Genomic DNA, 11,916 nt, shown 5'->3' with positions numbered 1-11,916 from the left:
GAAGGCGTCGATCTCGCCGCCCCAGTTGCCTTCGAGCGACACCCCACAGCCCATCATCACCACCGTCAATCCGCGAGCGCCATCACCCGCACTCCGTAGGCCGCCCGACCCACGCCGCCGATTTCCCAAGCGCGACAACCACTTCCGCATGCCCCACAGCCACCCGCCAACCACCGTCCGGCCCGCTCCGCAGGCCGGAAAGGGACCAGAAGCAAAAACGGCCTAGACGCCTGCGCGTCTAAGCCGTTGTTTTGCTTGGAGTTTTGGCTCCCCGACCTGGGCTCGAACCAGGGACCTACGGATTAACAGTCCGGCGCTCTACCGACTGAGCTATCGGGGAACAGCTGTGTGCTGATCGGTACTTCTGGGTTGAAGCCGCGCCGGCGGGCGCTGGGCTTCAGGAAAGAGAAGACCCAGTTGCTTGCGCTTCTGGGCCTTCTTCGATTTTTGAATCTGGCTCCCCGACCTGGGCTCGAACCAGGGACCTACGGATTAACAGTCCGGCGCTCTACCGACTGAGCTATCGGGGATCAGCTGTTTGCTTAGACAGCGATTCTAGTGGAGTTTTCCGGGGCCTCGCAAGTGCTGCGTGGCCGGATGGTCACAGGTCGATCTGCAGGCCCAGGCGCAGGCTGCGTTCGGGCAGGGGGAAGAGGTAGATGTGTTCGAACTGGTAGGGCGCGTCGCGCCAGGCGCGGCGGTTGGCGAGGTTGGTGATGCCGGCGCTCCAGGTCAGGCGGCGCTGGTCGGCCAGGGCTTGCTGCCATTGGGCGTTGGCGTCCAGGCGGGTCCAGGCGGGGATGCGCAGTTGGCCGTCGGTGGGCAGCAGGGTGCGGCCGCCTTCGTGCACGGCAGCGGCGCCCAGGGTCAGGCCGGGCAGGCTGGCGACGGTGTAGCTGGCGCCGGCCTTGGCGGTGTATTCCGGTACGTTGGGCGGGCGCTGGCCGTTGACGGCGGCGTTGGCGCTGCCTTCGCGGCGGGCGCGCAGCAGCAGGGCGCTGCCTTCCAGGCGCAGGGGGCCGAACTGCTGGCTGAGTTCACCTTCCAGGCCGCGGTGGTGGGCCACGCCGTCGAAGGTGAAGGTGCAGGAATCGGCCGTCGAGGATGAGCAGGCCGATCCCAGGTTGGCGGTCTGGGCGCGCTGGATGTCGAAGTAGGTGAGGCTCCAGTTGCGCTGGCGCTGGGTGCCCTTGGCACCGATCTCCCACTGGCGGCTGCGTGCGAGCACGGCTTCCCCGCGGTTGACGACGTAGGTGCGGTTGGGTGCGACATCCGATTCCGCGCCCCGGCCCCAGCTGGCGAAGACGATGTGCTGCGGCGCCCACTCGTGGCTCAGGGCCAGCCAGGGGGTGGTGAAGCTGTCGCTGTAGTCGCTGGCGCGGCTGCCGTCGGTACGCACGCTTTCGCGCTGCAGCCGGGTGAGGCGCAGGCCCAGCCAGGCCTGCCACTGCGGGGCCAGGCGGATGGCGTCGCGCAGGTAGAACTCGCTGCTGCGCTCGTCGCGGTTCGTGTTCTGGTCGTTGACGGTGGCGGTGGTGGTGACCTGGATGGCGCCACTTGCGTTGCCGGTGCCTGCGATGTCGTAGACCTGCGGCTGCATGCGCTGCTGGTACCGGGTCAGGAGCAGCCCGCCGGCCAGTTGGTGCGGCAGGCCGGCCAGCTGGGCCTTGCCTTGCACGCCCAGGTCCAGCGCGTCGCTGCGGCGGCGTTCGTTCTCGCTGCGGAAGTCCCACAGGGTCAGGTCACCGTTGGCGGCGTAGCGGTCGCAGGGGTTGCAGTTGTAGTTGGCGTCGAAGAGGCCGTAGGGGAAGGCGATGCGGTCGTCGTTTTTCAGCCGCTGGGTCATGCCGTGAGCGACGAACTTCCAGCCCGCCTCCAGCGGCTGGGTCCAGCGCAGCGAGGCGGTGTCGCCCTGCAGCAGCACCGGCTGCGACCAGGCCTGGTTGTTGAGGTTGATGCGCGGATCGGCCGGGGAGGGGATGCTGTTCCCGAGCATGCTGAAGCCCGGCACGCTGGGCTGGCGCTGGCGGCTGTGTTCGACTTCGGCCTCCAGCAGGCTGCCGCCCGGGCCGCGCCAGTCGGCCGCCAGGGCGGCGACGTGGCGCTGGCCGCGGGTGTTTTGTGTGGGGGTGTCCAGGCGTTCGACCAGCAGGTTGCCGCGCAGGCCGAATTCGCCGGCCTCGCCCAGCCGGCGCGAGACGTCCGCCTGGGCGCCGACGCGACCGCCCTCGGCCCAGCCGAGGTGGAAGCGGGTGAGGTCGCGGTCCGGCCGCTTGACCAGCAGGTTGACCAGGCCGCCCGGTGCGCTGGTGCCGGCCTGGATGCCGCTGCTGCCGCGCAGCAGTTCGACGCCGGACTTGTTGGCCAGCGGCAGGCTGGTTTCGGCGTTGACCGGCAGGCCGTCGCGGCGGTAGTTGAAGCGGTTGTCGAGCAGGAAGCCGCGCACCGTGAGGTAGTCCCAGTAGCCGGTGGTGTTGTAGGCGTCGCTGACCGAGGCGTTCAGCCCGGTGAGGCCGGACAGGCGGGTGACGCCTTGCTCCGCCAGTTCGGCTTCGCCGTAGCGGCTGGCCGAGATCGGCGTGGTGGCCAGCGGCTGGTCACCAAAGCCGGAGACGGCCGGTGCGCTGTTGCGGCCGGTGATGGTGACGGTGTCAAGGGCGGCCTGCGGCACTGGCGCTGCAGTTGAGGCCTGGGGAGCCAGTGTGGCCTGTGTGGCCGGTGAAGTCGTCTGGGCCATGGCCGGGCCGGCGCAGGCCAGCAGCGCGGCGTACGCCATGGCGCGAAGCGGGCAAGGGAGATCGCCCGGGTGGGAAGGATGGGAAAAAAGGTTCAGGAGCGGATGTGCCATCGTGAATGCAGCGTGCGATGGCAGGTCGGCGGTCCGTGGACCGCGCAGGCCCGAGGGAGGGGCTGCGGCGTCGACAGATGCTTCCCTGCGCGAGGATTACCTCAATCAGGTTCAAAGGGACTTTCTCAGTCGCAGCAACCGGTGGTCGCCGCAACACCCCTAGCGGATGGCCTGCACGAGAGGGATCTCTGCAGGCCGGGCGTGATTATGACGCGTTTGTTACGGAATCCCGTACACCCAGGCGACCCTGAAGGGTCTTGCTGCTGGTGGTGTATTCCAGCGGCACCGGGCCGCCGCGGTCGCGCTCGGCGGCGGCGAAGGCGGCCAGGATGGCTTCGTGGAAGCCGCAGGCGATGAGCTTGCGTTTGCCGGGGTAGGTGACCACGTCGCCCACCGCATGGATGCCGGGCACCGAGGTCTCGAAGCGGGCGGTGTCCACCGTCAGCTGTTTGCGCTCCATCACCAGGCCCCAGTCGGCGATGGGGCCCAGCCGCGGGCTGAGGCCGAGGCAGACGATCAGCCGGTCCAGCGGCAAGGTGAACTCGTCGCCTTCCGGCGGTGCGATGCGCAGGCCCGCCAGCACGGGGCCGCCAGGCCCATCCGATTCAACCGGCTCCACCGGTTGACCGATGCAGACCTGCAGCAAGCCGCTGCGCCGCAGCAGGTCGAAGCGGGCAAGCAGGATGCCGTCGTCGCTGCTGAACTGGTCGCGGCGGTGCAGCAGCGTGACCGAGGCGGGGCGGTCGTTGTCGCTGCGGCCGTCGCTGCCGGAGGCCAGGTCCACCGCCATCTGCAGGGCGGCGTCTTCACCCCCGACGATCACGACGTGGCGGCCGCTCACACCGTCGGTGGGCAGCTGGTGGTAGGTGACCGACGCAGGCGCGTACCGGTCCAGCCCGGCCAGGGTCAGCTTGCGCGGCAGGAAGGCGCCGACCCCTGCGGCAATGAACACATGCCGGCAGCGCAGCACCTGGCTGCAGCCGCTGGTGGAGAGGTCGAAGCGGCCGTCGGCCTGCCGGGTGAGTGCGGTGACCTGGCAACCCAGGTGGAACACCGGCTCGAAGGGCTGCACCTGCTGCTGCAGCTGGGCGGCAAAGTCGCGGCCGCAGGTGGGCGGCAGGCCGGGGATGTCGTAGAGCAGCTTGTCGGCGTAGAGCTCGATGCACTGGCCGCCCACTTCCGGCAGCACGTCCACGACATGGCAGCGCAGGCCGAGCAGGCCGCACTGGAACACCTGCCACAGCCCCACCGGACCGGCGCCGATGACCACCGCGTCGGTTTCGACCACGGTGGCGTCGCTGGACGGGTCCACGGGCGCCAAGGCTGCCAGAGGCTGGGGGATCAGTGCTTCAACGCTTGAGTTCGCCGAGTTTGCCGGTGCGGTCCTTCCACTCGGCGTGGTCGGGCAGCGGGTCCTTGCGTTTGGTGATGCTCGGCCAGCCCTTGGCCAGTTCGGCGTTGAGCGCGATGTAGTTCTGCTGGTCGGCCGGCACATCCTCCTCCGGCAGGATGGCGCCCACCGGGCATTCGGGGATGCAGACGGCGCAGTCGATGCACTCGTCCGGATCGATGGCGAGGAAGTTGGGGCCTTCGCGGAAGCAGTCGACGGGGCAGACGTCCACACAGTCGGTGTACTTGCAGCGGATGCAGGCTTCGAGGACGACGTGAGTCATGGGAATGAGCGTGAAAGTGAAAGTGAAACCGACTGCCTGCCGCGCCACGCCGGTTGCGGGCCGCTGCGGACAAAACTTGTGAATTTTAAAGGTCCGGAAGGGACGTGACGGTCAAAGGGCAAGGCGACGGGACGGACTCTGCGCCGGTGTTCACATGACAGGGATCAAGCTGCCGCACCACTGGGAGGCAGCAGGTTGCCGACCACGGCATCGCGGGCCAGCACCGGCCGCGCACCGGCCCCCACGATCACCACCGTCGGTCGGCCCGCGTGCCGTTCTCCCGCAGACGCCAGGCGGCCCACCGAGGTCTCGCTGGCCTGCTCCTGGCGAGTGCCGGCGTCGGACACCAGCAGCACCGCCGTGTCGACCGGCCAGCCGACCTGCAGCAGCTGCTCGGCCAGGATCGCCAGCTTCTGGCCGGCCATGTAGAACACCTCGGTGTCGGCACTGCGGCAGCCCTGGACCTCGCCGGAGCGGGTCATGGCGGTGGCGAAGCTCACGCTGCGGCCCACCCCCCGGCGCGTCAGCGGCCGGTGGGTCCCCGCCGCTGCGGCGATGGCAGAGGTCACGCCGGGCACCACCTCGCAGGAGATGCCGGCCTGGTCGAGGGCGATCAGCTCCTCCTCCAGTCGGCCGAACAGGTTGGGGTCGCCGCCCTTGAGGCGGGCGACCACCGCGATGTCGCTGCGGCTGCCATGCTCCACCAGGAGGGCATTGATGCGCTCCTGTGCCATCGCATGGGCATAACCGCGTTTGCCGACATCGATCCATTCGGCGTGGGGCGCCATGTCGCGCAGTTCCGGGTCAGTGAGGGCATCGAACAGCACCACATCGGCTTTGCCGAGCCAGCGGGCGCCGCGCAGGGTGATGAGATCGGTGGCGCCGGGTCCGGCGCCGATGAAGATGACGGTGGCCATCGCGTGATCATGCCCTGAGGAGGGCCGATTTCCGACAGCGCCAGTCAACCATCTTGATCGATCTCAAGCTTGGTCTCAGGCCGCGCGCCGCGTCGTCCCGCCCGCCGCATCGCCCACCAACAGGGCGCCGCTGGTGCGGTTGGTGGTGGGGTCGACCACGATCAGCGCCCCGGCAGCGCGGTTGGCGGCGTAGTTCTCCACCGGCAGCGGCTGCTGGGTCTGCAGTTGCACCCGGCCGATCTCGTTGACGCCGAGCTGGTGGGCATCGACTTCTTCCAGCGAGTGGATGTCCAGCCGGTGGTCGATCGAGGTGATGCGCGCCTGCACCCAACGGTTGCCGTGGCGCAGCCAGTACTTGCGGCCGATCACGGCGGGCTCGGTGTCCAGCCAGGCCAGGGTGGCCGCGAACTCCTGCTTCACGCTGGCGCTGCCGGGGGTGAAGATCCAGTCGCCGCGCGACACGTCCACCTGGCGGTCCAGCACGATGCCGGCGGACTGGCCGGCGGTGCAGCGGTCCACGTCGGAGCCCGCGTGGCGCACGGCGGCCACGATGGCGGTCTCGCCGCTGGGGAAGATCTGCACCGTGTCACCGGCCTGGACGCTGCCGTGGGCGATGCGGCCCCACATCACGCGGTGCTGGTGGCCGGTGCCCATGCCTTCATCCCGCGCCACGTACTGGACAGGGACGAGCAGGTTGCCGTCGTGCGCCTCGTCGGTGACGGGCAGGCCTTCCAGGATCTGCAGCAGCGTCGGGCCGCTGTACCAGGTCCAGTTGGCCGAGGGCGTCGCCACGTTGTCGCCGCGCAGGGCGGACACCGGGACGATGCCCTTGACGACGATGCCCGCCTCGTCGGCGAACTTGGTCAACGCGCGGGCCACGTTCTCGAACGCAGCCTGGGTGTTCTCGGTGATCGCGTCCAGCTTGTTGACGGCAAACACGAGGGTGGGCACGCGCAGCAGGCGCGCCAGCAGGCTGTGGCGTCGCGTCTGCGGCAGCAGCGGCACGTCGGCGGCGGACACGTCCAGCTTGGTGATGTCCACCAGCACCACGGCGGCGTCGCTGCCGGCGGCAGCGGTCACCATGTTGCGGGTGTACTGCTCGTGGCCCGGGGCGTCGGCGATGATGAACTTGCGCTTCTTGGTCGCGAAGTACTGGTAGGCCACGTCGATGGTGATGCCCTGCTCGCGCTCGGCCTCCAGACCGTCGGTCAGCAGCGACAGGTCGATCGGGGCACCCGCGGCGCGCTTCTCCAGCGCATCGAGCTTGTCGGCCAGGATGCCGCGGCTGTCGAACAGCAGGCGGCCGATCAGCGTGCTCTTGCCGTCGTCGACGCTGCCGGCGGTCAGGAAGCGCAGCGCCTTGTGGGCCAGCTCTTCGCCGGCGTCGAGGTGTTCAATGGTCATGGCTGAAATCCGTATTCATCGAGGTCATGCGTGGATCCGGCTTTGCCGGTCCGCTGCATGCGCCCCCTCGGGGGGCAGCGAGCGCCAGTGAGCGTGGGGGCTCAGAAATAGCCTTCTTTCTTGCGGCGCTCCATCGAGGCCTCGGAGGTGCGGTCGTCCATGCGGGTGGCACCGCGCTCGCTCACGGTGACCTGCAGCGTCTCGGCGACGATGTCGGCGGTGGTGCTGGCTAGGCTTTCCACCGGGCAGGTGCAGGTCATGTCGCCCACGGTGCGGAAGCGCACGTCCACCGTCTCGATCAGGTCGTCGGCCTCCGGCGGCGTCACCTCGGTCACCGGCACCAGCAGACCCTTCTTGCGGTAGATCTCGCGCTTGTGGGTGTAGTAGATGCTGGGCAGCGGGATGTTCTCGCGGGCGATGTACAGCCACACGTCCAGCTCTGTCCAGTTGCTGATCGGGAAGGCGCGGAAGTGTTCGCCCGGCTTGATGCGGGTGTTGAACAGTGTCCACAGCTCGGGGCGTTGCTCCTTGGGCTGCCACTGGCCGAAGGCGTCGCGGTGGCTGAAGATGCGCTCCTTGGCACGCGCCTTCTCCTCGTCACGCCGGGCGCCGCCGATCATGCAGTCGAAGCGGTGCTCTTCGATGGTCTCCAGCAGCGTCACCGTCTGGTGGCCGTTGCGCGACTCCAGCGGGTGGGCCAGGCGGATCGTGCCATTGCGGATCGAATCCTCCAGGTGGCCGACGATCAGGCGCTCGCCCATCTCGGCGACGCGCTCGTCACGGAAGCGGGTGACCTCCGGAAAGTTGTGGCCGGTGTCCACGTGCACCAGCGGGAAGGGCAGCTTGCCGGCAAAGCGCGGGCGTTCACCCTCCTGGCTGATCTTGCGCTTGAAGGCCTTCTCGGCCAGGTGCAGGACGACGCAGGAGTCCTTGCCGCTGGAGAACAGCAGGCCAGGGCGCTCGAAGGCGCCGGCGACTTCACGCAGGATGAAGATGGCCTCTTCTTCCAGGGCATCGAGGTGGCGGTGGTCCACCTCGGGGAGCAGGTTCGTCAGGGACATGGGGGCGTTCATGGCGAGGGTGAGATGGGTTGGGCTCGGCTCAGCGAGGGGGCAGGGCGGAGACAGCGGGCAGGTCAGCGGAAGCACCGGCGGCAGGGGCCTGGGACACATGCAGTCCGCACTCCTTGGCCTTCTCGTCCTCCCACCACCAGCGCCCGGCGCGGAAGGGTTCGCCCACCGCGATGGCGCGGGTGCAGGGCGCGCAGCCGATGCTGGGCATGAATTCGTCGTGCAGCGGGTTGTAGGGCACTTCGAAAGTGCTGATGTAGTGCCACACGTCGGCCCAGGTCCAGTCCACCAGGGCGTTCACCTTGACACGGCCCTGGTCGTCGGTGCCCAGGGCGGCGACCACGCCGCGCGCGTCGCTCTGCTCGCGGCGCAGGCCGGTCACCCAGGCGCTGCGCTCGGCCAGCATGCGCGCCAGCGGCTCCAGCTTGCGGATGCCGCAGCAGGCCTTGCGCAGGTCGATGCTCTCGTACATCGCCCGCTCGCCGTTGTTCCGTACAAATTCGATCACGGCCTCGGTTTTCGGCCGATAGACCTCGATCTTCAGGCCCTGGTCGGCATACCGGGCTTCGGTGCGGCCGATCAGCTCGGCGGTCTGCGGGTGCAGGGCGCCGGTTTCCAGCGTGCCGATGGCGATCGGCAGTCCGTGGCGCACGATCAGGTCGGTCAGCACCTGGTCTTCAGCCCCCAGACTGGTGGCCAGCACGATGCGGCCGGGGTGGGCTGCGGCAGCGTCGCGCAGGATCTGCAACGTCGTGGCCAGGCGATCGTCGAAGCCGGCGGTGGCACGGGCGTACAACCCGATGGCGCTCATATGGAGGCTCCTTCCTGCAGGAACTCGGCTTCGCGCATGGCCTCCTCGGCCGGGCGGGCGAACAGCGGGCGGCGCTCCAGCGCATCGCGCTGGTAATGCCCGGCAAAGAACCCCAGTGCCCTCTCGGCCGCGTCCACCGACTGGTCGCGTCGCAGCTGCACCGCGTCGAAGCCGGTGCGCTGCAGCAGCGGCAGCATGTCCACCAGCACGTCGCCGGTGGCGCGGACCTCGCCGCGGTAGCCCAGGCGCACGCGCAGCACATGGGCCTGGCTGTAGGCGCGGCCGTCGATCCACTTCGGAAACTGCAGGGCCACCAGCGACAGGCGCGGCAGGTCCGCCTCCAGGGTCTCGATGTCCACGGTGTTGGCCAGCGTGACACCGGTGCGCAGCCCGGCAGGCCAGGTCTCGCGCACGGCATGCCACTGCTCCAGCGTCAACAGCAGGCCTTCCTTCGCCGCGGGGTGCGGGATCGGGCCGTCTTCGCCCCCGGCGGTGTGCCAGGCGTCGTGGTGGGTGTCGATGAACTTCATGATGGGGTCAGGTCTTGTCTTCTTGTCTTTTGGCCTGGTCGATCAGGCTGCAGCGGCTTCAGCGGTCTCGCCGTGGCGGGCGGTGGTGGTGCGGCAGGCGTTGGCCGCGGCCTTGAAGGGTTCCAGCCCCAGGCGTTTGACGGCGTCGATGAACTTCTCGCCGCCGTGGCGCTGCGCACGGTAGGTGTCGAGGATGGCCTCCACCGCATCGGCGATCTCGCTGGCGGCAAAGGAGGGGCCGATCACCTTGCCAGCCACCGCGGTGGGCGCGTGGCTGGAGCCATCGGATCCGCCGAGGGTGACCTGGTACCACTCGGTGCCGTCCTTGTCGACGCCGAGGATGCCGATGTGGCCGCTGTGGTGGTGGCCGCAGGAGTTGATGCAGCCGCTGATGTGCAGGTCGATGTCGCCGAGGTCGAACACCTCGTCCAGGTCGGCCAGGCGCTCGGTCAGCTCCTGGGCCACCGGGATGGAGCGGGCGTTGGCCAGCGCGCAGAAGTCACCGCCCGGGCAGGCGATCATGTCGGTGACCAGGCCGATGTTGGGCGTGGCATAGCCGGCGGCCTTGGCGGCCTCGTACAGCGCAGCCAGGTCGTCGCTCTTCACCCAGGGCAGCAGCAGGTTCTGGTCGTGGGTGACGCGCAACTCACCCAGGCTGAAACGGTCGGCCAGATCGGCGGCAGCGTCCATCTGGGCATCGCTGACGTCCCCCGGCGGCTGGCCGGCGCGCTTGACCGACAGGGTCACGGCCCGGTAGCCGGCCACCTGGTGGGCATGCACGTTGCGCTCCGCCCAGCGGCGCAGCGCCAGCGGGGCGTCGGCGGCCAGCGGCACGTCGGCACGCGGCTGGACACCGGCCGGGCGGGCGAAGCTGGCGGCGACGCGGTCCAGCTCGGCCTGCGGGATGAGCTGCGAGGCGCCGTGAACGTCGCGGCTGAGGATCTTGTCGAACTCCGCGTTGACCGCGTCGAAGTACTTCTGCCCCTCGGCCTTCACCAGGATCTTGATGCGCGCCTTGTAGAGGTTGTCGCGCCGGCCGAAGCGGTTGTAGACGCGCACCACGGCCTCCAGGTACAGCAGGATCTGCTGCCAGGGCACGAAGGCACGGATCTCGCTGCCCACGATGGGGGTGCGGCCCATGCCGCCGCCCACCAGCACGCGGAAGCCCACCTCGCCGGCGGCGTTGCGCTGCAGCTCCAGGCCCACGTCATGCCAGGCGATGGCGGCCCGGTCCTCGCGCGCGCCGGAGATGGCGATCTTGAACTTGCGCGGCAGGAAGGCGAACTCGGGGTGCAGCGTGCTCCACTGACGCAGCACTTCGGCGTAGGGGCGCGGGTCGACCACCTCGTCGGCGGCCACGCCGGCCAGCGCGTCGCTGGTGATGTTGCGGATGCAGGCGCCGCTGGTCTGGATGCCGTGCATGTCCACCGCGGCCAGGCGGTCCATCGCGTCGGCCGACTTCACCAGCGGGATCCAGTTGAACTGAACGTTCTGGCGCGTGGTGAAGTGGGTGTAGCCGCGGTCGAGGTCGCGGGCGATGGCGGCCAGCGCGCGCACCTGGTCGCTGGAGATCGCACCGTAGGGCACGGCCACGCGCAGCATCGGTGCGTGGCGCTGGATGTACCAGCCGTTCTGCAGACGCAGCGGGCGGAACTCGTCGTCGGTCAGGCTGCCGGCGAGGTTGCGCTCCAGCTGGTCACGGTACTGGGCCGCCCGGGCGTGGACGAACTGGCGATCGAAGTCGGTGTAGCGGTACATGTCGTCAGGGTCAGGAAATCAGGGATGGCGCGGCCATCAGGCCAGCAGCAGCACCTTCTTGGCGGCCAGCAGGAGCGAGGTCGACAGCGCCAGGCGGGTCCAGAAGTCGGGCAGCAGCCTGGTCAGCCTGGCGCCCAGCCAGATCGCGGGCACCGAGCCGATCAGCAGCTGCAGCAGCAGCAGCCACTCGACGTTGCCCAGCGTGGCGTGGCCGATGCCCGCCACCAGCGTCAGCGGCACCGCGTGGGCGATGTCGGTGCCGACCAGCCGGGCCATCGGCAGGCGCGGGTACATCAGCAGGATCAGCGTGGCGCCCAGCGCGCCGGCACCGATGGAACTGAGCGACACCATCACGCCCAGCAGCGCGCCGCAGGCCACGGTCAGCCAGGGGCGGCGGGCGTCGGTGATCCAGCGCTCCAGCCACAGGCCGACGCGGTGCCACACCGGGCGCAGGATGATGGTGATCGCGGTCAGCACCAGTGCGATGCCCAGCGCGAAGCTCAATGCGCTGTCGGCCTGCTTGCTCATGCCGACCATGTGCATCCAGGCGGTGGTGCCGATCGACGCGGGGATGCTGCCGGCCAGCAGCAGCGTGGTGATCTTGTAGTCGACGTGGCCGTGGCGGTGGTGCGCGATCGAGCCGGACACCTTGGTCAGCCCGGCGAACCAGAGGTCCGTGCCGATGGCCACGGCCTTCTCGAGGTGGAACACCGAGATCAGCAGCGGCGTCATGAGCGAGCCACCGCCCACGCCGGTGATGCCGACGATCAGGCCGATGCCGAAGCCGGCCAGCGTGGCAGTCCAGTCGAAGGGGAACCAGGTCATGTCGAGGCGAAGTCCAGGAATGGCAACGAAGGTCGCCACTCTAGGGATCCGCCTCTTATAAGCAAACTACATATAAATAG

Annotated in this window: 10 protein-coding genes, 2 tRNA genes and 1 riboswitch; all 12 genes read right to left on the bottom strand. The window is 69.1% G+C overall.

Features of this window, described 5'->3' with window-relative positions; all coding sequences use genetic code 11:
• Nucleotides 1–264: 264 nt before the first annotated feature.
• The 12 genes from NGK70_RS10505 to NGK70_RS10450 all read right to left on the bottom strand — a co-directional run bounded on the left by NGK70_RS10505 (nt 265) and on the right by NGK70_RS10450 (nt 11,836).
• Nucleotides 265–340 (bottom strand) — tRNA-Asn (locus NGK70_RS10505).
• Nucleotides 341–454: 114 nt separating this feature from the next.
• Nucleotides 455–530 (bottom strand) — tRNA-Asn (locus NGK70_RS10500).
• 71 nt (nt 531–601) lie between these two features.
• Nucleotides 602–2,776 (bottom strand): TonB-dependent siderophore receptor, encoded by a 2,175-nt coding sequence (locus NGK70_RS10495; protein WP_251973172.1) that lies wholly within the window; start codon nt 2,774–2,776, stop codon nt 602–604.
• Between the two features lie 137 nt (nt 2,777–2,913).
• Nucleotides 2,914–3,019, bottom strand: a riboswitch (TPP riboswitch).
• A 34-nt stretch (nt 3,020–3,053) separates the two neighbouring features.
• Nucleotides 3,054–4,160 carry an NAD(P)/FAD-dependent oxidoreductase gene (locus tag NGK70_RS10490; protein WP_251973171.1) on the bottom strand — a complete coding sequence of 369 codons (1,107 nt, stop codon included), beginning with the start codon at nt 4,158–4,160 and terminating at the stop codon, nt 3,054–3,056.
• A gap of 37 nt (nt 4,161–4,197) precedes the next feature.
• Entirely contained in the window at nt 4,198–4,521 is a 324-nt protein-coding gene (gene fdxA / locus NGK70_RS10485) for a ferredoxin FdxA (RefSeq protein WP_251973170.1), read from the bottom strand.
• A 164-nt stretch (nt 4,522–4,685) separates the two neighbouring features.
• Nucleotides 4,686–5,438: a uroporphyrinogen-III C-methyltransferase gene (cobA, locus tag NGK70_RS10480; RefSeq protein ID WP_251973169.1), complete on the bottom strand. Its 753-nt coding sequence runs from the start codon at nt 5,436–5,438 to the stop codon at nt 4,686–4,688.
• Between the two features lie 75 nt (nt 5,439–5,513).
• Nucleotides 5,514–6,842, bottom strand: a complete 1,329-nt coding sequence (locus NGK70_RS10475) for a sulfate adenylyltransferase subunit 1 (protein ID WP_251973168.1) — start codon at nt 6,840–6,842, stop codon at nt 5,514–5,516.
• A 101-nt stretch (nt 6,843–6,943) separates the two neighbouring features.
• Complete coding sequence (gene cysD / locus NGK70_RS10470) at nt 6,944–7,915, bottom strand: sulfate adenylyltransferase subunit CysD (RefSeq protein ID WP_251973167.1); 972 nt, start codon at nt 7,913–7,915, stop codon at nt 6,944–6,946.
• Nucleotides 7,916–7,943: 28 nt separating this feature from the next.
• Nucleotides 7,944–8,723 (bottom strand): phosphoadenylyl-sulfate reductase, encoded by a 780-nt coding sequence (locus tag NGK70_RS10465; RefSeq protein WP_251973166.1) that lies wholly within the window; start codon nt 8,721–8,723, stop codon nt 7,944–7,946.
• Nucleotides 8,720–9,253, bottom strand: a complete 534-nt coding sequence (locus NGK70_RS10460) for a DUF934 domain-containing protein (RefSeq protein WP_251973165.1) — start codon at nt 9,251–9,253, stop codon at nt 8,720–8,722. Before NGK70_RS10460 ends, NGK70_RS10465 begins: the two co-directional genes overlap by 4 nt.
• 42 nt (nt 9,254–9,295) lie before the next feature.
• Nucleotides 9,296–11,011, bottom strand: a complete 1,716-nt coding sequence (locus tag NGK70_RS10455; protein WP_251973164.1) for a nitrite/sulfite reductase — start codon at nt 11,009–11,011, stop codon at nt 9,296–9,298.
• A 36-nt stretch (nt 11,012–11,047) separates the two neighbouring features.
• Nucleotides 11,048–11,836 carry a sulfite exporter TauE/SafE family protein gene (locus NGK70_RS10450; RefSeq protein ID WP_251973163.1) on the bottom strand — a complete coding sequence of 263 codons (789 nt, stop codon included), beginning with the start codon at nt 11,834–11,836 and terminating at the stop codon, nt 11,048–11,050.
• Nucleotides 11,837–11,916 lie beyond the last annotated feature (80 nt).

It is taken from the genome of Sphaerotilus microaerophilus, from assembly GCF_023734135.1.
Classification (GTDB): Bacteria; Pseudomonadota; Gammaproteobacteria; order Burkholderiales; family Burkholderiaceae_C; genus Sphaerotilus; species Sphaerotilus microaerophilus.
This window is presented reverse-complemented; position numbering and strand designations above follow the sequence as displayed.

Bases quoted from the DNA above. Each gene is read 5' to 3' on its own strand.
- NGK70_RS10495 (WP_251973172.1), bottom strand. From the start codon at position 2,776: ATGGCGTACGCCGCGCTGCTGGCCTGCGCCGGCCCGGCCATGGCCCAG.
- fdxA (WP_251973170.1), bottom strand. From the start codon at position 4,521: ATGACTCACGTCGTCCTCGAAGCCTGCATCCGCTGCAAGTACACCGAC.
- cobA (WP_251973169.1), bottom strand. From the start codon at position 5,438: ATGGCCACCGTCATCTTCATCGGCGCCGGACCCGGCGCCACCGATCTC.
- NGK70_RS10475 (WP_251973168.1), bottom strand. From the start codon at position 6,842: ATGACCATTGAACACCTCGACGCCGGCGAAGAGCTGGCCCACAAGGCG.
- cysD (WP_251973167.1), bottom strand. From the start codon at position 7,915: ATGAACGCCCCCATGTCCCTGACGAACCTGCTCCCCGAGGTGGACCAC.
- NGK70_RS10465 (WP_251973166.1), bottom strand. From the start codon at position 8,723: ATGAGCGCCATCGGGTTGTACGCCCGTGCCACCGCCGGCTTCGACGAT.
- NGK70_RS10460 (WP_251973165.1), bottom strand. From the start codon at position 9,253: ATGAAGTTCATCGACACCCACCACGACGCCTGGCACACCGCCGGGGGC.
- NGK70_RS10455 (WP_251973164.1), bottom strand. From the start codon at position 11,011: ATGTACCGCTACACCGACTTCGATCGCCAGTTCGTCCACGCCCGGGCG.
- NGK70_RS10450 (WP_251973163.1), bottom strand. From the start codon at position 11,836: ATGACCTGGTTCCCCTTCGACTGGACTGCCACGCTGGCCGGCTTCGGC.